Raw genomic sequence first — 22,614 nt, 5'->3', positions numbered from 1 at the left:
GCGGAGCCTAGCCGGTATCGATAAAGGGGATAGGGATGAAGTTCGCTATTTTGCTCGCGTGTGTTGCTTTCGCCGCTCCCGCAATCGCGCAGCAGGCGACACCGACTCCCGAACCCGCCGCGGCCGATGCCAAGCCGCCGGTAGAGAAGAAGATCTGCCGCATGGTCGAGCAGACCGGCTCGATCGTGCTGCGCACGAGATACTGCCTCACCCGCGCGGAATGGGCGGAGCTCAACCAGTACACCTCGGATCGCGCGGACCGCGCGATGGGGCAGCGACTGATGGGCGGCAACCGCAGCTTCGGCAAGGAACCGTAGGTTCAGCGAGGCACGGCCGCCCCCGTCCGGGGCCGGCTCAGCGCTGGTCGAACGCCTCGAGCTCATAGGCGATCGAGGCTTCGACCAGCAGCTCCCAGATCTCGCCCACCGGCGCGTCGGGAATCCCGGCCGCCCGGGCATGGGCGCGGGCATTGGCGATCACCTGCGCCTTGCGCGCCTCGTCGCGGACATGGCCGCGCTCGGGCTTGATGCGGGCGGCGGCGTCCATATAGCCGAAGCGCCGTTCGAGCAGCGCGACCAGCGCCGCATCCACTGCGTCCACGCCGGCGCGGACTTCGAGCATCGTGGTGCAGGCTTGGGGATCGATCGTATCTTGCATCGGCGCTCCTTGGCAGGGGCGGGCAGGGGCTGTCCAGCTTGACTCCTGCGCGATGCGCCGCTAACCGCGCGCCTTCGCAATGGCCCCGCACCCCGGTGAAGCGGTGGCCCTGCCCTCCTAGCGAGACCAGCAGGCGGATACCGGGAAAAACGTTGTTAGCGATTGCAAGGATTACAAATGTCGAAGCGTTCCAGCGCAAAGTACAAGCTTGACCGCCGCATGGGCGAGAACATCTGGGGCCGTCCTAAGTCCCCGGTGAACAAGCGCGAATACGGCCCCGGCCAGCATGGCCAGCGCCGCAAGGGCAAGATGTCGGACTTCGGCATCCAGCTGCGCGCCAAGCAGAAGCTCAAGGGCTATTACGGCGACGTCACCGAGAAGCAGTTCAAGCGCGCCTATGAGGACGCTTCGAAGATGAAGGGCGATACGTCGCAGAACCTCATCGGCCTGCTCGAGATGCGCCTCGACATGATCGTCTACCGCGCCAAGTTCGCGCCGACGATCTTCGCGGCCCGCCAGCTGGTCAACCACGGCCACATCCGCGTCGACGGCGAGAAGTGCAACATCGGTTCGCGCCGCATCAAGCCCGGCCAGACCGTGTCGCTCTCCACCAAGGCGCAGGAAATGGCGCTGGTCATGGAAGCGCAGAGCCTCGCCGAGCGCGACATCCCCGATTACGTGTCGCCGGACGGCGCCTCGAAGATCACCTTCACCCGCGTGCCGACCCTCGACGAGGTTCCGTACCCGGTGAAGATGGAGCCGAACCTGGTCGTCGAGTTCTACTCGCGCTAATCGGCTTCCTTCGGGAACGAGAAAAGAGGGCGGTCCTTCGGGGCCGCCCTTTTTCGTTGGGCGACCGGCGCCGCCATATTGTCACCCCGGCCTCGTGCCGGGGTGACCGGGGAGCCGCGCGGCCAGCTCCCCCTTACGGCTTCGCCGGCAGCTTCATGTTGCTCCGCAGGAACCGGTCGATCCGGTCGAGCATCTGCGCGCGTACCTCGCTGTCGTCGAGCTGGTGGTCGAGCCCCTTATACTCGACGAACTCCACGCCCTTGCCCGCGCCGCGCAGCCGCGATGCCATCAGCTCCGATTGCGCGATTGCGACGTTCAGATCCTTGTCGCCGTGGAACAGCAGCACCGGCGCCTTGATCTGCTCGGCATGCTTGGCCGGCGAGGCCTCCTGCTGGAGCGCGCCATTGCCGACGATGTCGCGCACCTGCCCGTCGCTCGATCCGGTCTTCATGTCGTCGGCCAGCTTCTCGAGATCGGTCACCGGCGCGATCGCCACGATCGCCTTGAACAGATCTGGGTCGAGCATGCTCGATTGCAGCGCCGCATAGCCGCCATAGGACCAGCCGACGATCGCCAGCTTGTCCGGGCTGGTGATGCCCTGTGCGATCAGCCAGCGGCCGGCATCGTTGACGTCGCCCATCGCGGCCTTCCACGAGCGGAAGCCATTGCCCTTGAACCATTTCTCGCCATAGCCCGAGGAGCCGCGATAATTGGGCTGGATCACGGCATAGCCGCGTGCCGCGAAGAATTGCGAGAGCCAGTCAAAGCCCCATTCGTCGCGCGCGGAGGGGCCGCCATGCGGCATCACGATCGCGGGCAGGTTCTTGCCGTCGCTGCCCGGCGGCAGGGTCAGATAGGCGGGCACTTCGGTGCCGTCGGCCGCCTTGTATTTGATCGCCTTCACGCTCGCCAGCGCGGCGCCGGCCAGTTCGGGCCGTACCGTCGAGATCTCGGCCATCTGCTTGGTGTCGCGGTCGAGCAGGTAATAATGGCCGGGATCGATGTCGTTGCCGGCGAAGATCACCAGCTTCTTCTCGTCACCGCTGGCGTCGGTCACCGCGAGGATCGGCATGCCCTTGAGCGCCTTGGCCAGCGAGGCGGTCAGCGCCTTGATCTGCGGATCGAAATAGCTGACCTCGCGCCGGTCGGTCGAATAGCTGACGCCCACCACGCGCTGCTGCCGGCCGATGCGCACCAGCCCGTCGACATCGACATCGGGCCGCGCCAGCACCAGCTCGCGCTTCAGGCTGCCGTCGAGCGCGATCTTGAAGAGTGCCTGGCGGCCATCGGCATTGTCGAAGCCATAGACGACATTGAGGTCGCGATCGACGGCATAGGGCAGGAAGCCGTTGAACTGGTACCCGCTATAGGTGACCGTGCTGAGCGGCTCCCAGTCCTTGCCGCCGGCGCGGCGATATTTATAGGCCACGTCGTTGCCGAAATAGCCGGTGCCGAGCAGCGGGCGCGTCGCCATCACGCGCGTCAGGCCGTGTCCGTCGGTGATGAAGTCGGCAGCGGTCGCCTTGGCCACCTCGACGTTGCGGCGCTTGAGCGTGACCGTGTCGATGCGCTCCACGCCTATCCCCTCGCGATTCTGCGCCACCAGCGTGCCGGTGCCCTGCTCGGGCACATATTGGCGCAGCATCAGCACGGCGCTGCCCTGCTCGTCGGGCAGCCAGTCGAGGATGCCGCCGCCATAGGACTGCTCGTAGAGCTGGCCATAGGTCTGGGGCGGGCTCAGCTCGCGCACGTTCGATCCGTCGGCATTGATGGCGAACAGCCGGCTCCGTCCGGTCAGCGTGCCGTCCCGGCTGAGGATGGCGAACAGAGTGCAGACCAGCCTCTCGCCGGTCGACCAGCTGCAGCCGGTCAGCTCGATCTCGTCCGCGCCGGTATAGTTCAGGATCGGCTTCAGCTTGCCGTCGGGCGTCGAGACGACCAGCCCGGTGCCGCGCGTGCCCGAGGCGACGACCATCGCGATGCGCTTGCCGTCGGGCGAGATGCTGACGTCGCGCACGATCTCGCGCGCGCCGAACTTGCGCGCGTCCTCGCTCTGGGCGTGGGCGTAGACGGGCATGATGGACGCGGCGAGCAGCGCCGCGCGGAACGGTTTGTGCATTGGATCCCCCCAATTTTGTGGCCGAGCTTAGCCGGAAGCGGGCATTTGGCAATCACCGGATGGCGCGGAGTCGGCCCGATCCGTCACGGCGTTTCTCCAATGTTTCCAGTCGTTAGGGCCGGAATGTTCGCGTGCCTGTCGGCAGCCGCCCGCCGTACCGCCGGCGCCGGGCGGCAACGCGATTGCGAAAGCTTCACCGGCGCGCGGCACGGCTCTCGGATGCCTGGATGCGCAAACCGCGCCGATTCCGCGCCATTCTACCCGAATTGGCGGAAAACCGCGCAATTCGCGCCGTTCCTGACCCATATTGGCGCTCGCGCATTTGGCAAAGCCTGCGTGTTTCCGTAACATTTCTGCAAACAAAACCCCCGGGTCGCACTGGTTCATTGTCGTCATTCGCCGGGTGGTTTGCCGGGCGAAGGGGCCTGTATTCCGCCCCGCAGAGTCCGTGTTCGCGTAATTTACTCGCTTGAAAGTCCGGGGGGACTGAACATTGGGACTGCTTCATCGAGATACGGCGCTCGATCATCCGTCATTGCCGTTGCTGCTCGACAGGCTGGCCGCGGTGCGCGCCGTCGCCGTGCCGCGTTACCCGCTGGCCGGCAGCCGTAACGGGCGCTGCTACTGGAATGTGCGCGATCAGGTACGCGCGCAGGGCGGGAAATGCGTGTTCGGCTGGATGCTGGTCGAGATCCCCGGCGTGGCGTTGTTCGGCTGGCACCATGCGGTGTGGGAAGGGCCTTCGGGGCTGCTCACCGATATCTCGCCGCATCCGGTCACCGGCTGGGGCGTGGGCAGCACTGCCTTCGCGGTCGATCCGGTGCAGGATTATCCGCTCGATTGGCCGCCCAACATGCCGCAGGTGTTCGAGCCGATCGTCCATGCCGACGCCCTCGATCGCTTCATCGCCGCCGAGGCGGAGGTGCACGGTCTGCGCCAGCGCTACCGCGATGCCGAGCGCGCGATCCCCTCGGCGACCTGCTTCGACGGCGACAGCGATCTGATCGTCCATGTCGAAGCCGCGGTAGACATGGTCCAGCTCAAGAAGCTCGAGCGGCGCTATCTGCCGCAGATCCGCGCTGCCGAGGCGCGGCGCGATGCACTGATCCCGGCATTGACAGAGTTGCAGCACGCCATGTTCGACCAGCTCGAAACCGCCTCGCGCATCGCCGATCGCGCCGCCGAGATCCTGCGCGCGGTGGGGGGATAGATCCCACCCCCTGCCGCACCTGGTCATCCCTGCGCAGGCGGGCGCGGCGCTTCGGCGGCCCCGCTCTCGGTCCCGGGCCCGCCCGCGCGGGGATGATTTCAGTTCGGTAGTTCGCGCGTTGCGAAGTCGATGAAGCTCGGCCAGTTGTCGCGGTTATTGTGCCCGCCGCGATGCTGGCGGAAAGCGAGGTCGCCACCGGTCACTGGAGTCAGTTCGGGCGGGAAGTCGGTTGCGCTCAGGCCCTTGGCCCCGGTGATCGCCCAGGCCGGCGAGGCGGCCACCGCCGCCAAGAAGCTGCCCTTGGGATCGACCCAGCCGTCGCCGGTGTCGACCGTGCCCGCGCCGATGAACAGCGGCCGCGGTGCCGAAAGCGCGATCAGCATATGCGCGTCTACCGCCAAGTCGAACTCGGTCTTCGGGCCGGCATATTTCAGGAAATTGCCCGCGAACCAGTGATATTCGCCCCCGGCGGCGAGGTTGCCCATCCGCTCGCCGAAGTTGCGGCGATACAGCGCCGCGCCGCCTGCGCCCGACGAGCCGATAAAGCCGATCGCGAACTGGCGGTCATAGGCCATGGTCACCAGCGCCGCCTTGCCGTAGCGCGACAGGCCCTCGATGCCGATCCGGCGTGCGTCAACTTTGGTGTCCGAAGCGATTGCCTCGCGCGCCCGGCTCGCGCCCCAGGCCCAAGCGCGCAGCACGCCCCAATCCTCGGGGGTGCGTTGGCGTCCCTGCAGCGAGATGCCGATCACCCCGGTCTTCAACTCGCCGCCATTGTCCGCCTGGATCGAATTCGCCACCACCACGGCATAGCCCCAGCCATGCCTGAGCAGCTGCTCGGTATAGGGTGGGCCCGGGTCGGCGGGGCGCGGCGGGCCGGGGAATTTGAAGCCCTCGGGAAAGCCGAAGCTGAGCATCACCGGCACGCGGCGCTCGGCTGCGGGCAGCGTGTATCTGAGCATTATGGTCGCGGAAGCTTGCGGGGCGGCCTTGTTGTCCGCAACGCCCTCCATCCAGCGCTTGACGACGGGAAGCCCGGCTTCGGTCGTCTTTTCCTCGCGAACGAGATTCCACGTTATTTTTGGGGCGCTTAGCGGCGCGCGGCCGTAAATCTCGCGGTCGAACGCTTCGACGATTTCCTTGCGGCGGCGGTCCCAATCCTTGCTGTTCCGGACCGCGCGGCCGTTGTTCAGACGCATCAGTCCCGGAAGTTCATAGGTGCCGGTTTTGCTCTCGTCATAGTTCACTGCATTGGGCGCCCTGGGGTCGAACCCGTCAGCACCGGGGCGGATTTGCGTGATTCCCAGCCGGTCGAGCATCGCCTGGCGGTCGGCATTGGCGGCGGTGTAATCCTGCTGCTGCGCGGCGGCGGGGAGGGAAAGCGCCAACAACGGTGCCCAGAGCGTCCAGAAGCGCATCGATCCCCCTCCTATGTTATCGCTACCAGCCTGCCCTGCATTGCGATTGGGTGCAACTATCGCCAACATCCGCGCACGATTGTTCCGTAAGGGGATCTCCATGCGCCATCTGCTGACTGCCGCGCTGCTGCTCGCCGGCACCGCCGCCAATGCCCAGACCATCCCGGTCGAGACGATGAAGGAGGTCACCCGGGAGATCTCGCAGGACAGCTATGAAGGCCGCGCGCCGACCACGCCGGCGGAGGAGAAGACGCTCGCCTATATCATCCAGCGCTTTGAAAAGGCTGGGTTAAAGCCGGGCAACCACGGCAAGTGGACCCAAGACGTGCCCTTGGTCGAGATCACCGCGAACAATGTGGCGCCGCTGGTCTTCACGGGCGGCAAGGCCCCGGTGTCGCTCGACTATCGCAAGGACATGGTGATCGCGACCTACCGCGTGGTCCCCAAGGTCGCGATCAAGGACAGCGATGTGGTCTTTGTCGGCTACGGCATCAACGCCCCCGAGCGCGGCTGGAACGACTATGCCGGTCGGGACGTGAAAGGTAAGACGGTCGTCATCCTGGTCAACGACCCCGACTACCAAACCCCTGAAGCCAAAGGCTTATTCGAGGGGCGGGCGATGACCTATTATGGCCGCTGGACCTACAAGTTCGAGGAAGCCGCGCGGCAGGGCGCGGCGGCGGCAATCATCGTCCACGACACCTTCCCGGCCGCCTATCCCTGGGGCGTGGTCCAGTCCTCCTGGACCGGCCCGCAGCTCGAGCAGGACACGCCGGGCGACCATATGGACCAGAGCCAGGCGATCGGCTGGATGCAGCTCGACAAGGCCAAGGCGCTCTTCGCCTCGGCCGGCAAGGATTTCGACGCGCTCTCCGCCGCGGCCCGACAGAAGGGCTTCAAGGCGGTGCCGCTCGGCGTAAAGGCCTCTGTAAGCTGGGATAATTCGGTGAGGCGCCAGGCCTCGAAGAACGTCGTCGGTATCCTGCCCGGCACCGCGAAGCCCGATGAGGTGGTGCTCTACTCGGCGCATTGGGACCATCTCGGCCGCTGCGACGCCGTCAATGGCGACGACATCTGCAACGGCGCGGTCGACAATGCCTCGGGCATCGGCGGCCTCGTTGCGCTGGCCGAAGCCCATGCCAAGGCGGGCCCCGCCAAGCGCAGCATCGTCTTCCTCGCGGTCACAGCTGAGGAATCGGGGCTGCTCGGCTCCAAATATTATGCCGAGAATCCGGTCTATCCGCTCGCCAGGACGGTGGGCGGGGTGAACATGGATTCGCTGAATGTCATTGGAAAGACGAAGGATTTCGTGCTGGTCGGCGCCGGCAAGTCCGAGCTCGAGGACTTGGTCAAGCCGATCGTCGCCGCCGAGGGCCGGGTGATCGTCCCCGAGGCGCGGCCCGAGGCAGGCGGCTATTACCGCTCCGACCATTTCAGCTTCGCCAAGCTCGGCGTGCCGATGCTCTATGGCGAGAGCGGCGACGACCTGGTCAATGGCGGCAAGGAAGCCGGCGAGAAAGCCGCCAAGGACTATACCCAGAACCGCTATCACAAGCCGCAGGACCAGTATGACCCCTCCTGGGACTGGAGCGGCGCGGCCTCGGACCTGAACGTCTATTACGCGCTCGGCCGCCAGCTCGCCGACGGCGCTGCCTGGCCCAACTGGTATCCGACCGCAGAATTCCGCGCGGTTCGCGACAAGTCTCGCGCGGGGCAGTGAACGGGATTATGGGGGCGGAATGACGATTCCGCCCCCCAAGCCCGAATGGGCGCATCACGACGCCGTCTGGATCGGCTTCCCCAGCCATCCCGAACTCTGGCTCGAAGACCTTCCCTCCGCGCGCATCGAAGTCGCCGCCTTTGCCAAGGCGGTGCACGCTGAGGGCCGCGGCGAGAAAGTGATCCTGGTCGCCGCCGATGACGAAGCCGCCGCCGCCGCCAAGCTGCTGGTCGGCAACGCCGCGAAGATCGTGGTCGAGCCGTTCGGCGACATCTGGCTGCGCGACACCGCCGCGATCATCGGCGGCGACCGCACCGCGCATGACTTCCGCTTCAATGGCTGGGGCGGGAAATATGATCTCGAAGGCGACGACGATATCGGCCTACGCCTCGCCGAGCGCGCGCGCTTCAAGACCGAGGAACATGGCTGGGTCCTTGAAGGCGGCGCCATTGACGGCGACGGCACCGGCCTGGTCGTCACCACCGAGCAATGCCTGCTCAACCGCAACCGCAACCCGCAGCTGACCAAGGCCGATGTCGAGGAACTGCTCCACAAGGACCTGGGCTACAGCCAGGTGCTGTGGCTGGGCGACGGGTTGCTCAACGACCATACTGACGGCCATGTCGACAACCTTGCCCGCTTCGTCGGCGAGAACCGGCTGCTGATCCCCGAGGCCGCGGAGAACGACCCCAATTGGCGCATCTACCAGGATGCCGCCCGCCGCGCCGAGGCGTTCGGCGTCGAGGTGGTGCGCTTTCCCTCGCCCGGCCGCGTGCTCAACGACGATGAGGAGATCATCCCGGCGAGCTACATGAACTTCTATATCGGCAATGCCGCGGTGGTGGTGCCGCTCTATGGGCAGGAGAATGACCAGGCGGCGATCGACGCGCTGGCCAAGCTCTTCCCGGGCCGCGCGATCATCGGCCAGCGCGCCGACCATATCCTGACCGGCGGCGGCAGCTTCCACTGCATCAGCCAGCAGATTCCGGGGGCGTAATCGGGAGGCCCCGGCCGAGGCCGGGGCTCCTCCTTACTTCTTGGCCGGAGCCGCAGCCGGGGCCGCGGGCGTAGCTGCCCCCGTCGCACTCACGCGCCAGATCATGTTGCCGACATCGTCGGCGACCAGCAGCGCGCCGCCGGCATCGGTGATCAGGCCGACGGGGCGCCCGTTCACGGTCTTGCCGTCCTTGTTCAGGAAGCCGGTAAGCAGGTCGACCGGCTTCTTGCCCTTTAGCGGGAAGCCATTGTCGCCGAACGGCACGAAGACCAGCTTGTAGCCCGATGGCGGCTCGCGGTTCCACGAGCCGTGCAGCGCGACGAAAGCGCCATTGGCGAACTGGCCGCCCAGCTTGGCGTCGGCGGCGAAGGCGAGGCCGAGCGGCGCGGTGTGCGGGCCGAGGGCGAAGTCCGGGCGCTTGCTATACTCGCGCAGGTCGGGGCGCTCGGGCGTCACGCGCTTGTCGACATAGCCGCCCCAGTAATTCCACGGCCAGCCATAGAAGGTGCCGAAATCGACCTGGGTCAGATAGTCGGGCGGCATGTCCGAGCCGAGCATGTCGCGCTCGTTGACCACGGTCCACAGCGCGCCGGTATGCGGCTCGAAGGCCATGCCGTTGGGATTGCGCAGGCCCCAGGCGAAGACACGCGACGACTTGGTCTCGGGGACCACTTCGAGGATCGCGGCGCGGGTGCGCTTGGCGGCATCGAGGTTCTTGGCCACGTCGAACGGCGTCTCGGCGGTGTAGATGGCGCCTTCCTTGTCGAGCCCGTTCTCGGCGAGGTTCGACGAGGAGCCGACCGCGACATAGATGCGCTTGCCGTCGGGCGAGGCCAGGATGTTGCGCGCCCAGTGATTGCCGCCGCCGGCGAGGTCGAGGATCTTCTCGGGCTTGGCCGTGATCCTGGTGTCGCCCGCCTTGTAGGGGAAGCGGACCAGCGCGTCGGTGTTGGCGACGTAGAGCCAGTCGCCGACCAGCGCCATGCCGCTCGGCGAATTGAGCCCCTCGAGCAGCGCCGAGCGCTGGTCGGCGACGCCGTCACCATTGGTGTCGCGCAGCAGCGTGATGCGGTTGGCCGAGGGCACGCCGGCGCCTGCGCGGTTCATCATGATCCCCATGATCCAGCCGGTGATCCCACCGCCTTCACGCGGGGGCGAATTGGTCTCGGCGACGAGCACATCGCCATTGGGCAGGCGGTACATCCAGCGCGGATGATCGAGCTTGCCGGCAAAGGGCGCGACGTTGAGCCCGGCGGCGGCAATCGGCTTGGCGCCATTGGCCCAGCCCACCGGCTTGGCGATGCTGACGGTTGGGAAATCCTGGCTGCGCGCTTCGCCCAGTTGCGGGACCACGCCGGTGACGGCCTGTTCGGAGAGCTTCGCAATATCGGGGCGCGTGGCCCAGAAGAGGAAGGCGGCAACCGCCACGACGACGATCGCAAGGGCGATGAGAATACGCTTGAGCATTCGCCGAGGATAGGGGCGGGGACGGGGGAAGCCAATCATCTTAATTCCTCCCCGAGACAAGCTCGGGGAGGAACTGGATGCTCACTTCAGGTCGAAGCGGTCGGCGTTCATCACCTTGGTCCAGGCGGCGACGAAGTCCTTGACGAACTTCTCCTCATGCCCGTTCTCGGCATAGACTTCGCCCACCGCACGCAGTTCGGCATTCGATCCGAAGATCAGATCGGCGCGGGTCGCGTGCCACTTCTCATGGCCTTCCTTGCGGTCGGTCGCGACATAGTCGTCGTCGCTGCCGGCCTTCCAGACATTGGTCATGTCGTAGAGGTTGACGAAGAAGTCGTTGGTCAGCTGGCCCGGGCGCTTGGTGAAATGGCCATGGCCGCGCTCGCCGTGATTGGCGCCGAGCACGCGAAGGCCGCCGATGAGCACGGTCATCTCGGGCACCGACAGGCCGAGCAAGGAGGCACGGTCGAGCATCATCTCCTCGACCTTCACCGCCAGCTTCTTCTTGCCGACATAGTTGCGGAAGGCGTCGGCCTCGGGCTCCATCACCGCGAAACTGTCGGCATCGGTCTGCGCCGCCGTCGCATCGCCGCGGCCGCCGGTGAAGGGCACCGCGACGCTCGAACCGGCATCCTTGATCGCCTTTTCAAGGCCGACCACGCCGCCGAGCACGATCGCATCGGCCAGCGACATCGAGCCGCGCAACCCGTTGAGCGTGTCGATCACCTTGGCCAGCGTCGCGGGCTCATTGACGTCCCAGTCCTTCTGCGGGGCCAGCGCGACGCGCGCGCCATTGGCGCCGCCGCGATAGTCCGACTTGCGGAAGGTGCTGGCCGAGGCCCAGGCGGCCTTGATCAGCTGGCTGACGGTAAGGCCGCTGCCGGCGATCTTGGCCTTCACCGCCGCGACATCGGCGTCGGAGGGCTTGGTGCCTGCCGGGATCGGATCCTGCCAGATCAGGTCCTCGGCGGGGACTTCGGGTCCGAGATACCGGACCTTCGGCCCCATGTCGCGGTGGGTGAGCTTGAACCAGGCGCGGGCGAAGGCGTCCTTGAATGCTTCGTGGTCGGTCCGGAACTTCTCGCTGATCGCGCGATAGGCCGGGTCGCGCTTGAGCGCCATGTCGGCGGTGGTCATCATCGTCGGGACCTTGATGTTCGGATCCCAGGCCGCCGGCGCCATGTCCTCTTCTTTCTGGTTGATCGGCTGCCACTGGTTGGCGCCTGCGGGCGACTTCACCAGCTCATAGTCATAGTCGAGCAGCAGGCGGAAGAAATTCTCGGTCCATTCGCGCGGCGTGTTGGTCCAGGCGCCTTCGATCCCGCTGGTGACGGTGTGCTCGCCGATGCCGCCGCTCTCATGGCCGCTGACCCAGCCAAAGCCCTGGGCGACGAGATCGCCGCCGGCGGGCGCGTTGCCCAGCAGCGAGGCGTCGCCATTGCCATGCGCCTTGCCGAACGTGTGGCCGCCGGCAGTGAGCGCGACGGTCTCCTCGTCGTTCATCGCCATGCGCGCGAAGGTCTCCTTCATGTCGCGCGCCATGCCGGCGTCGTCATGCGGATTGCCCTGCGGACCTTCGGGATTGACGTAGATCAGGCCCATCTGGATCGCGGCGAGCGGGCCTTCGATCTCGTGCATGCCATGCTCGGGGGCGATGCGGGTCTGGACGCCCTGGTTCACCCATTTGTCTTCCGAGCCCCAATAGATGTCGCGCTCGGGCTCGAACACGTCGGCGCGGCCGCCGCCGAAGCCGAACACCGGCCCGCCCATGCTCTCGATCGCGACATTGCCGGTGAGGATGAACAAATCGGCCCAGCTGATGTGCTTGCCGTATTTCTGCTTGATCGGCCAAAGCAGGCGGCGCGCCTTGTCGAGGTTGCCGTTATCGGGCCAGGAGTCGAGCGGAGCGAAGCGCTGCTGCCCGCTATTGGCGCCGCCGCGGCCATCGGCGGTGCGATAGGTCCCCGCCGCGTGCCAGGCCATGCGGATGAAGAAGGGACCGTAATGCCCGTAATCGGCCGGCCACCAGGGCTGGCTGTCGGTCATCAGCGCGGTCAGGTCGGCCTTGAGCGCGGCGTAATCGAGCTTCTTGAACGCCTCGGCATAGTCGAAATCCGCGCCCATCGGGTTGGACGCGCCATTGGGATTGAGGATCTCGGTCGCCAGCATCTCGGGCCACCAGTCCTTGTTGGTGCGGCCGAGCAGCGCACGGCCATCGCCGGCGCCATGCATCGGACAGCCGCCGCCATCGATCGATCCTGTCTTCGCGTCCATCTCCCGATCTCCTTGCTGGATGTGTGCCCCATGGATGCCACTCCGGACGCAATCGAAGAAATGGATTAGTTGACGGTCACTGATCGACCGGGTGATTTTTACGACACGCCGTTGTCATCTGCGTTCCGGGCGCCGGATGCGCCGACAGCCCGGCGTGCCGGAGCACCCGGGGGATGGACAAAGGAAAGGACCGGCGCGTTCTCTTCTCAGGCGCTCGGGCTCGACGACGTTTGTTTTTGGGTACTCGTGTTCTGTGTCGCGTCGAGACTTTTGGCCGCGGCGTGCCTCCCCCTGTATTTCAGCCGTGGAGAAGTAATCAGGGGTATTTTTCAGGCGAGGGGCTCTACGGCAAATTATCAGGCGAAGCTTCGACTTACGCCGAACGACTCCGCACCGGTCCTCCGGCGATGCAACGCGCAAGCCGGCCTTCGCATCCTGCATACTGGCCTGGTACGAGGGATGGCGAGCCGTGTAACCTATTTGGTTTGTTTTGTCAAGTTCTATTAGCCCGATGGTCGCCTATTCCTCCGCCAGCGCCTTCTCCGCGGGCGGGTGCAGACGCAGCCTGGTGACGCGCTTGGGATCGGCCTCGACGATCTCGAGCTTCCAGCCGCTGTCATGCTCGAGGCACTCGCCGGCCTCGGGCACATGGCCGGCGAGCACGAAGGCGAGGCCGCCCAGCGTGTCGACATCGCCATCGACTTCGCCGAGCCGCGGGTCGACCGTCTCGGCGACGTCCTCGAGCTCGGCGCGGGCATCGGCGTCCCAGCCGCCGCCTTCGATCGGCACCAACAGCGCGGTCGGCGCGTCGTCATGCTCGTCCTCGATCTCGCCGACGATCTCCTCGATCAGATCCTCGATCGTGATCAGCCCCTCGGTCCCCGAATATTCGTCGAGCACGATGGCGAGATGGGTGCGGCGCAGGCGCATCTGGGCAAGCAGGTCGAGCGCGCCCATCGACTGGGGAACGTAGAGCGGCTGGCGGATCAGGCCGGACAGGCTCTCCGGGTGCGGTGCGCCGCTGGCCAGGATGTTGAACACGTCCTTGATGTGAACCATGCCGATGATCGTATCGAGCTCGTCGCGGTAGACGGGCAGGCGGCTATGGCCGGCCTCCTCGAACAGCTTCACCAGGTCGGCGAAGCTGGTCTTCTCGTCGACCGCGATGATGTCCGCGCGCGGCACGCCGACATCGCCGGCATCGCGCTCACCGAAATGGAGGAGGTTGCGCAGCATCTGGCGCTCGATCGGGGCGAGGTCGCCTGCCGGGGCCTTGCCGCCCTCTTCCTCATGCTCGTCGATCGCGTCTTCGAGGCGATCGCGCAGCGTCTCTTCCTGGTCGTCACCGAACAGCAGGGTGCGGATGCCCCGCCATATCCCGCCACCTTCGTGGTTGTCGCCATTGCTGGTGCTACTAGGGCCCTCGGGCATGTTCGGTGTTCAGTCCTCGCGTATCAGATAGGGGTCGTGAAGCCCGAGGCCGGCGAGCGCGGCGCGCTCCATCTCCTCCATCGCATCGGCTTCGGCGTCGTTCATATGGTCATAGCCTAGCAAATGCAGCAGGCCGTGGACAATCAGGTGCGTGGCATGATCTTCGACCGAGATCTGCCGCTCGAGCGCCTCGGCTGCGCAGATGCCGTGCGCCAGGACAATGTCGCCGAGCAGCACTTCGCCATCGTCGCTATTCTCGGTCACCGCTTCCATCAGATCGGGCTGGATCATCGGGAAGGAGAGCACGTTGGTCGGCTTGTCCTTGTCGCGATACTGGCGATTGAGGACATGGACCTCGGCATCCGAGGTGAAGCGCACCGCGACTTCGATCGTCGCGGGATGATCGAGCCATTCCAGATATGGCGTCTGCCGGATCGCGACTTCGGCGGCGCGGCTGGTGAGGCTTTCCCAGTCGGCGTCGGGCCAGGGGCTCTCGACGATCGCGGCTACGTCAAGCATTCGGCCCCTCATAGGCATCGACGATCCGGCCGACGATCGGGTGGCGGACCACGTCGGCGGTGGAGAAGCGCGAGAAGGCGATGCCCTCGACACCCTCGAGCCGGCGGGTCGCGTCGTTGAGGCCCGAGGCGGGCGGGCCGCCGGGCAGATCGACCTGGTTGGGATCGCCGCAGATCACCATCCGGCTGTTCTGGCCGAAGCGGGTGAGGAACATCTTCATCTGCGCCGGCGTGGTGTTCTGCGCTTCGTCGAGGATGACGAAGGCGTCGGCGAGCGTGCGGCCGCGCATGAAGGCGATCGGGGCGATCTCGATCTCGCCGCTGGCGATGCGGCGCTCGACCTGCTCAGCGGGAAGGCAGTCGTAGAGCGCGTCGTAGATCGGGCGGAGATAGGGATCGACCTTCTCCTTCATGTCGCCGGGCAGGAAGCCGAGCTTCTCGCCCGCCTCGACCGCGGGGCGCGACAGGATCAGGCGCTGGACGCTGCCGGTGATCAGCTGCGCCACCGCCTGGGCGACGGCGAGGTAGGTCTTGCCGGTGCCCGCCGGCCCGAGCGCGAAGATCATGTCGCTGCCGACCAGCGCGCGCATATAGGCGGCCTGTGCGACCGAGCGCGGCACGATCGTCTTCTTGCGCGTGCGGATCATGATCTGCGCCGGGGCGTCGCCCTGGTCCGCCTTGACGATGCCGGTGAACATCGGTTCGCTCGACATCGCGATCACGGCGTCGATCAGACCGGTATCGATCACTTCGCCGCGGATGACGCGGGCGTGGAGCTCCTGGAGCACTTCGCGGGCATGGGCGACGGCCTCGGCCGAGCCCTCGATCTGCACGCGCTGGCCGCGGGCGTGGATGTACACGCCGAGCCGCTCTTCGAGTGCGAGGATGTTACTGTCAAACTCGCCGAAAAGCTGGGGCAGGAGCTGGGGCTTGTCGAAATTCACCTCGGCGCGGGAACGTTCACCGGGCTGGGCGGGGACAGGCTTGCGGCTCATGCGGCTCCTTCGCGCTGGAAAAAATTGACTCTGTTGACTGTGCTACGCGTGTGCGCGGCGCTTGCTTGCTCACCGCGCCTAACGGCGCTGCGTGTCAAAGCGAAGACGATGCGGGCGGTTCCCTGGCGCATGTGATGTGGGAAGAGTGACAGAGGATTTCCAACTTTGACAGGGACAAATTGGCCTGGCTTCAAGGAAGTCGGGCACTGTGCGATAGAGGCCACATGCTGATGCTGCTCCCGATGGCGCTGGCGATCGCCGGCCCGGTCCAGGACGATGTGGTGGCGCGGTACGCGGCCGAATGGGAGGCTGCCGTCGCGGAAGTCGAGCGCGCGCCGCAGCCCGACCATCCGACATTGGCGCAGAAGGTCGCCCGGCTGGTGGCGCTCGACGAGATCACCCGCCAGCATATGTGGCGCGCCGGCGATCCGGCGCTCAGCCCCGCGCAGCAGATTGCGCTGAGCCTGAAGATCGGCCCGCGGATGTCGGCGATCGACGCGGCCAACACCGAAGCGCTCAAGGCGCTGCTGCCGGCGGACGGCTGGTTCCGCAATCGCCGCGACGGACGGCAGGTGACGCATGGCGCCTGGCTGATCGTCCAGCACAGCCCGGACGATGCCTTCCGCACCCGGATAATGGGGGCGATGGGCGAGCGGCTCGGCAAGGGCGATGTCGACGCGATGGACTTCGCGCTGACCACCGACCGTGTGGTCGTCCATCAGGGCGGGCCGCAGGTCTTTGGCAGCCAGGCCGGCTGCATCGCCGGCAAGCTGACGATCCTGCCGATCGCCGATCCCGAGCATGTCGACGAGCGCCGTGCCAGGATCGGCTGGGCGAAGACGCTGGCCGAAACCAAGGGCGACCTCGAGATCGGCAAGCCCTGCGCGATGTAGCTCAGGCCGACAACGCGAACTCGGCGTCGAGCGTGATCCGGTCGCGCCCGCCGCGCTTGGCGGCATAGAGCGCCTTGTCCGCCCGCTGCATCGCCACCGCGATCTGGTCGGGGCCGCGCAGGAAGGCGAGGCCGCAGGAGAAGGTGACGGGCTCTTCGGGATCGGGGCCGATCGGATCGGCGTGGAGCGCGGTGCGCAGCCGCTCCATCATCGCCTGCGCCTCGCGCGGGCCGATGCCGGGGATCAGGATCGCGAATTCCTCGCCGCCCCAGCGCGCGACCAGGTCCGAGCGGCGCATCGTGTCGGTCAGGCGGTGGGCGAATTCCTGGAGCACCAGATCGCCTTCGTCATGGCCGAACACATCGTTGACGCGCTTGAAGTGATCGATGTCGACCAGGGCCAGGGTAGCGCGGGTGCCGGTGCGCAGATGCGCGGCGGCATCGAGGAAGCCGCGGCGGTTGCGCATGCCGGTGAGCAGGTCGCGCTCGGCGGCGTCGCGCAGCTGGCTGATCCGCGTGTTGGTGGCGAGCGCGGCGAGACCGACGCTGTCGAGCAGCTCGCCGGCAAGGTCGCGGCCGCCCGCGGGAATGTCAGTGATCGGCTTGCCGTCCTGCACCTGGCGCAGCATCGACGAGGCCTGGCGGATCGGGGCGAGCAGCGCGCCGAGCGCATAGATCGCGAAGACTGTGCCGGCCAGCGTGGCGCCGAGCAGCGGCACAAACACCTGCCATTGCCACTCGCCGAGCGCTGCCTGGCTGGCGAGGAAGGCGATCAGCGGCAGATGCACCGCGGCGAAGCAGATGGCGAAGATGCGCAGGTGGAAATGGCGGGGGAAAAGGAAACGGGTCGCGAGGTAAAATCGCATAATGCTGCGGGCCCTTTGTTCTCGTTGTCACCCGGCCGGATGGTCGGGGCTGGAACAAGGGACAGCTAGGTTTACGAAACTTACCCGAGACTTGCCGGGAATCGTTAACACGTCGGAATGATGGCCGGAGGCGGCGAACGGACCGCCGTCCGGAGCTAGGCGGCTGCTGCTACGCGCTCCACGCCGGTGAGCGAATTGCCGAAGCCGCCGGTGATTGCGACGTCGACCATGTCGCCGATCTTCGCGTCGGTGTTCAGATAGACCGACTGGAGCCAGGGCGACTTGCCGAGCATCTGGCCGGGGAGCTTGCCCTGACGCTCGATCAGCACCGCGCAGGTCTTGCCGATCGTCGCCTGATTGAAGGCGAGCTGGTCGCGGTTGAGCGCGGCCTGGAGGCGCTGGAGGCGCTCGTCCATCACTTCTGGCGCAACGAACTGGTCGCTCATCTCCGCTGCGGGCGTGCCGGGGCGGGGCGAATATTTGAAGCTGAAGCACTGGGCATAGCCGACCGCGTCGACCAGGCTCAAAGTCTCCTCGAACTCGGCGTCGCTCTCGCCGGGGAAGCCGACGATGAAGTCGCCCGACAGCGCGATGTCGGGCCGCACGGCGCGGACGCGGTCGAGGATCCTGAGGTAGGAATCGCGGCTGTGGCTGCGGTTCATCGCCTTGAGGATGCGGTCGCTGCCGGCCTGTACGGGTAGGTGCAGGAAGGGCATCAGTTTCCCGACCTCGGCATGCGCGCGGATCAGGCCTTCGCGCATGTCGTTGGGGTGGCTGGTGGTGTAGCGGATGCGCTCAAGTCCCGTGATCTTGTCGAGCGCGATGATCAGGCCATGCAGCCCGGTGCCGGCCTCGTCGTCCCAGGCGTTGACGTTCTGGCCGAGCAAGGTGATCTCGCGCGCGCCGGCATCGACCAGGCTCTTCGCCTCGTCGACCAGCTCGGCGAACGGCCGGCTGATCTCGGCGCCGCGGGTATAGGGCACGACGCAATAGGTGCAGAACTTGTCGCAGCCTTCCTGCACGGTGAGGAAGGCCGTCGGCGCGACCTTGCGGCGCTTCGGCAGCGCGCCGAACTTGCTCAGCGCCGGCATGTCGGTGTCGAGCGTCGAAGTGCCTGCCGCCGCCTTGGCGACCAGATCGGGGAGGTTGTGATAGGCCTGCGGGCCGACCACGACATCGACCTTGGCGCGGCGGACGATCTCGGCGCCCTCGGCCTGCGCGACGCAGCCGGCGACGGCGATCATCGGCTCGGCGCGATCGTTGGCGCGGGCGTCCTTCCGCAGGCGGCCAATGTCCGAATAGACTTTCTCGGTCGCCTTTTCGCGGATGTGGCAGGTGTTGAGGACGACGAGATCGGCGGCCTCGCCTTCGGCAGCGGCGGTCATGCCCTGCGCGGCCATCAGCTCGGCCATGCGCTCGCCGTCATAGACGTTCATCTGGCAGCCGAACGACTTGACGTGGAAGGTCTTGGGATTCTTTGGGGCGTTCATGATCGGCGGGGCTATAGCCAAATCCTTCGTCATGCTGAACTTGTTTCAGCATCCAGGGCACAACAGGCGAGCGCATCGCCCGCGGAGGGTTGGACCCTGAAACAAGTTCAGGGTGACGGTGATGGTTATTCGGCTGGCGCAGGCTTCGGCTTGTAGCCGATCGCTTCCTCGGCGAAGCGGAAGGGGCGCAGCGGCTGGTCGAGCACTTTCACCAATGCTTCCTCGATCCGCCGCCGGCTTTCCGCGGCGATCACCTTGCGGCCCGGGAAGTCGCGGGGGTGGAAGGGCTCAAGGAAATGGACGTCGAGGCGGAAGCTGCCCTTGCGGCTGAGGATGCGCTTGGCGTTGTTGAGCCCGCGCTCCTGGCCGATCCAGCTGATGTCATCCGCGGCGGCGCCATAGTTGAGCATCACCGGCTGGACCATCACGCCGGGGGGCGGCGGCTCGAGCACGCGCAGCATCGGCGTCTTGAAGGGGAGCAGCGACTTGCCGTCGGTGGTCGTGCCTTCGGGGAAGACAGTGATCGCCCAGGTCTCGGCCAGCGCGTCGCGCAGCTCGTTGATCTGCTCGGCGACGCCCAGCCGGTTCTCGCGCTTCACATAGACGGTGCGGTTGAGTCCGGCGAGCCAGCCGACCACCGGGGTGCTCTGGATCTCGGCCTTGGCGATGAAGGCAGTGCCGCTGGCGCCGCCGAGCGCAAGGATGTCGATCCAGCTGAGATGGTTGGAGATGTAGAAGACGTCGCGCTTGAGATGCGTGCCGACGCGGTGGACGCGCGCGCCGCAGATGCGCGCCGCCGTGCCGAGGAAATGGCGCGGCCACGGCGAGGGCAGGCGGAACAGGCGGAAGAGATAATGGAGCGGCACGAAGAACAGCAGCGCCAGCACCAGCATCGCGACCCGCCCGGCCATGCGGCACTTGCCGCGGAAGCTCAGCGCGGTGTCGAGGCCCTGCGTCGCCTCTTCGCGGCGGCGCGCGGCGCGCTCGGCCCGGCTCTCTCCGGCGCCCGGCACCTCAGCTCTTGCGGTCGAGCGTGACCCCGTAGAGCTCCATCCGGTGATCGACCAGACGGAAGCCCAGCCGCTCGGCGATCTGCTTTTGCAGCTGCTCGAGCTCGGGATCGACGAACTCGATCACTTCGCCGGTCTCGACGTTGATCAGGTGATCGTGATGCGCCTCGGGCGCAGGCTCGTAGCGGGCGCGGCCGTCGCCGAAATCATGACGGTCGAGGATGCCGGCCTCTTCGAACAGGCGCACGGTGCGATAGACCGTGGCGATCGAGATGCCCGGATCGATTGCCGAGGCGCGCTCATAGACTTTCTCGACGTCGGGATGATCCTCGGCATCGGAAAGCACGCGCGCAATAACCTTGCGCTGTTCGGTAATGCGCAGGCCCTTTTCGTGGCACAGCGCTTCGAGATCGATCTTACGGCCCATGCGCGGGATGTAACGTCAACGCGGCCAAGTTGGAAGATGCCGGAAACGAAAAGGCCGGCCCGGATCGCTCCGGGCCGGCCTTTCCTATTTCAGGATGTTGCAGCTCAGCGCTTGCGGCGCTTGGTGCCCAGGCCGATCTTCTTCGCCAGGGTGCGGCGCTGCTCGGCATAGTTGGGGGCGACCATCGGATAGTCGGCCGGCAGGTTCCACTTGGCGCGGTACTGCTCGGGGGTCATCTGATAGTGCGTCATCAGGTGGCGCTTGAGCATCTTGAGCTTCTTGCCGTCTTCCAGGCACACGATGAAATCGGGCTTCACCGATGCGCGAATGGAAACGGCAGGCTCCTGCTTGACCTCAGGTTCCGCGACAGCGCGACCAAGACCGGTGAGGGCGCCGTGCACGTTCTGGATGAGAATCGGAAGGTCCGAGACCGCTACGCTGTTGTTGCTGACATGTGCTGCAACAATATCCGCCGTCAATGTAACAAGCGTTTCATCAATCTCAGTGCGCGTTTCCATTTTTTTCCTTTCGACCCGATGTAGCGAGACTATAACTTCCCTCTTGCAAAGAAGCTATCGGACCATTTCGGGGCAAACGCAAGATCAATCTTGCAGATGTCCGCAAGTCTCAGTCGAGGTCCCGGGCATAGGTATGGGCATCGAACAACTGGCCGCTACGTCCACGATAATATTCCCGCCGCTCGCCGACCTTTTCGAAGCCTTCGCGACGGTAGAGCCATACGGCATCGTTTCCTGAGCGTACCTCCAGATGAACTCGCGTGACTCCACGCCCGCGCGCTTCTTCGATTACGGCGCGCAGCAGCGCTCCGGCAACGCCGCGGCGGCGCGCGGCGGGGCGGGTGGCGAGAAGGAGGAGTTCGGCCTCGTCGGCGATGATGCGCGAGAGCGCGAAGCCGGCGTCACGCCCGTCGATGCTGGCCATCACCAGCCACACGCCGGGCAGCGAAAGCATCCCCAGGCACTGCGCACTGGTCCAGGCCTCGCCATAGCGCGCGTCGAACGCGTCCATCATGATCGTGCTGACGCTGGCGAGGTCCTGCGATCCGCCTTCGCGCAGCTCGACCAGATTGACGGTGCCGCTCATGCCAGGCCCCGCTCGGCGAGCGTCTTGGCATCGGGCGCGCGGCCATAGATCGGGCGGGCGGGGAGGGTGGTGAAGTCCGGCGGGAGCAGCCGGGCGTCGGCGGCGCTGGGCAGGGTCTCGCGCAGATCGAGGCTCTCGGACAGCGCGGCGAGATGCCGCACGCCGCTGCCGAACGCGGGTCGGCCGGCCAGCGCTTCGAGCGCGGCGGCGGGGACGAGCGAGCGGAACGGCCCGTCCTGCGTGAGCGGCTGGGAGTGAAATGCCTGCATGAACACCTCACCGTGCCCGCCTTCGAGTATCACGGCAAGCTGGGCGATACCCGGATCGGCGGCGAAGCCCGATGCGGCGAGCAGCGCGAGCGACGAATAGCCCGCGACTTCCACGCCCCAGCCGATCGACAGGCCTACTGCCGCGGCGAGGCCGACACGCACGCCGGTGAAGCTGCCGGGGCCGACATCGACAAGGATGCGCGCCGCGCGGCCTTCGCCGGGCAGCGACGCGATCATCGGCACCAGCCGCTCGGCATGGCCGCGGCCCACGACTTCATGGGCGGCGGCAAGCACGGTCGCTCCATCGAGCAGCGCCACCGAACAGGCGGCGGTCGCTGTCTCGATGACGAGAGTCAGATCAGAGGACGCGATTGAACTGCTCGAATTCAGGGCGCGGGAGCCGGTCGAAGATGGTGGAGGGGTCGCCATGTCCCAGCGTTGCGATGAAGTTGGACTTCACATTGGGCTGGTCCGCAAAGAACGCTTCGTCAACCTTGGCGTTGTCGAAACCCGACATCGGGCCGGTGTCGAAACCGAGCGCGCGGGCGGCGAGCAGCAGATAGGCGCCCTGGAGCGACGAGTTGCGGAAGGCGTGCGTGTAGCGGATCTCTTCCGACGGGAACCAGTCCTTGGCGGTCGGTGCGTGTGGGAAGAGCCAGGGGAGCTGCTCGTTGAACGCCAGGTCCATGCCGATGATCACAGTGGCGGGCGCCTTGCGGATCTTGTCGGCATTGGTGCTGCTGGCGAGCCCGGCGAGCTTTTCCTTGGACTCGTCGCTGGTCAGCCACACGAAGCGCGCCGCCTGGTTGTTGGCCGAGGTCGGGCCCCACTTCAGCAGCTCGTAGATGGCGTGGATGTCCGCCTGGGTCACCGGGGCGTCGGTATAGCCGTTATAGGAGCGCGCGGTACGGAACAGCGTATCCAGCGCCGCGTCATCGAGCGGTTGGGCCATTATAAC

Annotated in this window: 22 protein-coding genes; 6 read left to right on the top strand and 16 right to left on the bottom strand. The window is 66.3% G+C overall.

What is annotated here, in order from left to right:
- Positions 1-35 precede the first annotated feature (35 nt).
- Positions 36-317 carry a hypothetical protein gene (locus HZY97_RS08940; RefSeq protein ID WP_180142691.1) on the top strand — a complete coding sequence of 94 codons (282 nt, stop codon included), beginning with the start codon at positions 36-38 and terminating at the stop codon, positions 315-317.
- Between the two features lie 37 nt (positions 318-354).
- Here the strand turns inward: HZY97_RS08940 and HZY97_RS08935 are convergent, their stop codons facing one another.
- Complete coding sequence (locus HZY97_RS08935; RefSeq protein WP_180142689.1) at positions 355-657, bottom strand: chorismate mutase; 303 nt, start codon at positions 655-657, stop codon at positions 355-357.
- Between the two features lie 177 nt (positions 658-834).
- Between HZY97_RS08935 and rpsD the strand changes: the two genes are divergently transcribed.
- A complete protein-coding gene (gene rpsD / locus HZY97_RS08930) occupies positions 835-1,449 on the top strand; it encodes a 30S ribosomal protein S4 (RefSeq protein WP_180142687.1) in 615 nt (204 codons plus the stop codon).
- Between the two features lie 133 nt (positions 1,450-1,582).
- Here rpsD and HZY97_RS08925 read toward each other — a convergent pair whose 3' ends face one another.
- Complete coding sequence (locus tag HZY97_RS08925) at positions 1,583-3,568, bottom strand: S9 family peptidase (protein ID WP_180142685.1); 1,986 nt, start codon at positions 3,566-3,568, stop codon at positions 1,583-1,585.
- A gap of 493 nt (positions 3,569-4,061) precedes the next feature.
- Between HZY97_RS08925 and HZY97_RS08920 the strand changes: the two genes are divergently transcribed.
- Positions 4,062-4,778, top strand: coding sequence for a hypothetical protein (locus HZY97_RS08920; RefSeq protein WP_180142683.1), 717 nt, complete (start codon positions 4,062-4,064; stop codon positions 4,776-4,778).
- Between the two features lie 98 nt (positions 4,779-4,876).
- Here the strand turns inward: HZY97_RS08920 and HZY97_RS08915 are convergent, their stop codons facing one another.
- Positions 4,877-6,196: a hypothetical protein gene (locus tag HZY97_RS08915; protein ID WP_218942974.1), complete on the bottom strand. Its 1,320-nt coding sequence runs from the start codon at positions 6,194-6,196 to the stop codon at positions 4,877-4,879.
- 100 nt (positions 6,197-6,296) lie between these two features.
- On the opposite strand from HZY97_RS08915, the gene HZY97_RS08910 reads away from it, so the two are divergent.
- Complete coding sequence (locus tag HZY97_RS08910) at positions 6,297-7,916, top strand: M28 family metallopeptidase (RefSeq protein WP_180142681.1); 1,620 nt, start codon at positions 6,297-6,299, stop codon at positions 7,914-7,916.
- Positions 7,917-7,935: 19 nt separating this feature from the next.
- Positions 7,936-8,913 (top strand): agmatine deiminase family protein, encoded by a 978-nt coding sequence (locus HZY97_RS08905; protein WP_180142679.1) that lies wholly within the window; start codon positions 7,936-7,938, stop codon positions 8,911-8,913.
- Between the two features lie 33 nt (positions 8,914-8,946).
- Here HZY97_RS08905 and HZY97_RS08900 read toward each other — a convergent pair whose 3' ends face one another.
- The 5 genes from HZY97_RS08900 to HZY97_RS08880 form a co-directional block, all read right to left on the bottom strand.
- Positions 8,947-10,380, bottom strand: a complete 1,434-nt coding sequence (locus HZY97_RS08900; RefSeq protein ID WP_180142677.1) for a sorbosone dehydrogenase family protein — start codon at positions 10,378-10,380, stop codon at positions 8,947-8,949.
- An 81-nt stretch (positions 10,381-10,461) separates the two neighbouring features.
- A complete protein-coding gene (gene katG, locus HZY97_RS08895) occupies positions 10,462-12,654 on the bottom strand; it encodes a catalase/peroxidase HPI (RefSeq protein WP_180142675.1) in 2,193 nt (730 codons plus the stop codon).
- A gap of 519 nt (positions 12,655-13,173) precedes the next feature.
- The gene (locus tag HZY97_RS08890) at positions 13,174-14,085 is read right to left on the bottom strand and encodes a hemolysin family protein (RefSeq protein WP_180142673.1); all 912 of its coding nucleotides are present in this window, start codon (positions 14,083-14,085) and stop codon (positions 13,174-13,176) included.
- Positions 14,086-14,094: 9 nt separating this feature from the next.
- Positions 14,095-14,604: an rRNA maturation RNase YbeY gene (gene ybeY, locus HZY97_RS08885; protein WP_180142671.1), complete on the bottom strand. Its 510-nt coding sequence runs from the start codon at positions 14,602-14,604 to the stop codon at positions 14,095-14,097.
- Positions 14,597-15,598 (bottom strand): PhoH family protein, encoded by a 1,002-nt coding sequence (locus HZY97_RS08880; RefSeq protein WP_180142669.1) that lies wholly within the window; start codon positions 15,596-15,598, stop codon positions 14,597-14,599. The genes ybeY and HZY97_RS08880 overlap by 8 nt, the downstream gene beginning before the upstream one ends.
- A 224-nt stretch (positions 15,599-15,822) precedes the next feature.
- Between HZY97_RS08880 and HZY97_RS08875 the strand changes: the two genes are divergently transcribed.
- Positions 15,823-16,491 (top strand): DUF6624 domain-containing protein, encoded by a 669-nt coding sequence (locus tag HZY97_RS08875; RefSeq protein WP_180142666.1) that lies wholly within the window; start codon positions 15,823-15,825, stop codon positions 16,489-16,491.
- 1 nt (position 16,492) lies between these two features.
- Here the strand turns inward: HZY97_RS08875 and HZY97_RS08870 are convergent, their stop codons facing one another.
- From HZY97_RS08870 to HZY97_RS08835, 8 genes are all read right to left on the bottom strand, one after another.
- Complete coding sequence (locus tag HZY97_RS08870; RefSeq protein WP_180142664.1) at positions 16,493-17,356, bottom strand: GGDEF domain-containing protein; 864 nt, start codon at positions 17,354-17,356, stop codon at positions 16,493-16,495.
- A 155-nt stretch (positions 17,357-17,511) separates the two neighbouring features.
- Positions 17,512-18,846, bottom strand: a complete 1,335-nt coding sequence (gene miaB, locus HZY97_RS08865; protein ID WP_180142662.1) for a tRNA (N6-isopentenyl adenosine(37)-C2)-methylthiotransferase MiaB — start codon at positions 18,844-18,846, stop codon at positions 17,512-17,514.
- A 125-nt stretch (positions 18,847-18,971) separates the two neighbouring features.
- Complete coding sequence (locus tag HZY97_RS08860; protein WP_180143175.1) at positions 18,972-19,757, bottom strand: 1-acyl-sn-glycerol-3-phosphate acyltransferase; 786 nt, start codon at positions 19,755-19,757, stop codon at positions 18,972-18,974.
- Positions 19,758-19,860: 103 nt separating this feature from the next.
- A complete protein-coding gene (locus tag HZY97_RS08855; RefSeq protein WP_180142660.1) occupies positions 19,861-20,283 on the bottom strand; it encodes a Fur family transcriptional regulator in 423 nt (140 codons plus the stop codon).
- A gap of 104 nt (positions 20,284-20,387) precedes the next feature.
- The gene (locus HZY97_RS08850; RefSeq protein ID WP_180142658.1) at positions 20,388-20,801 is read right to left on the bottom strand and encodes a MucR family transcriptional regulator; all 414 of its coding nucleotides are present in this window, start codon (positions 20,799-20,801) and stop codon (positions 20,388-20,390) included.
- A gap of 109 nt (positions 20,802-20,910) precedes the next feature.
- On the bottom strand, positions 20,911-21,387 hold the full coding sequence (locus tag HZY97_RS08845; protein WP_180142656.1) for a GNAT family N-acetyltransferase: 477 nt from the start codon (positions 21,385-21,387) through the stop codon (positions 20,911-20,913).
- The gene (tsaB, locus tag HZY97_RS08840; RefSeq protein WP_257214988.1) at positions 21,384-22,013 is read right to left on the bottom strand and encodes a tRNA (adenosine(37)-N6)-threonylcarbamoyltransferase complex dimerization subunit type 1 TsaB; all 630 of its coding nucleotides are present in this window, start codon (positions 22,011-22,013) and stop codon (positions 21,384-21,386) included. The genes HZY97_RS08845 and tsaB overlap by 4 nt, the downstream gene beginning before the upstream one ends.
- Before the next feature lies 1 nt (position 22,014).
- Positions 22,015-22,608 carry a malonic semialdehyde reductase gene (locus tag HZY97_RS08835; RefSeq protein ID WP_180142653.1) on the bottom strand — a complete coding sequence of 198 codons (594 nt, stop codon included), beginning with the start codon at positions 22,606-22,608 and terminating at the stop codon, positions 22,015-22,017.
- Between the last annotated feature and the right edge of the window lie 6 nt (positions 22,609-22,614).

Source organism: Sphingomonas sp. R-74633 (assembly GCF_013416555.1).
GTDB lineage: Bacteria > Pseudomonadota > Alphaproteobacteria > Sphingomonadales > Sphingomonadaceae > Sphingomonas.
The sequence above is the reverse complement of the archived record's forward strand: the minus strand, read 5'-3'. Positions and strand labels throughout refer to the sequence as shown.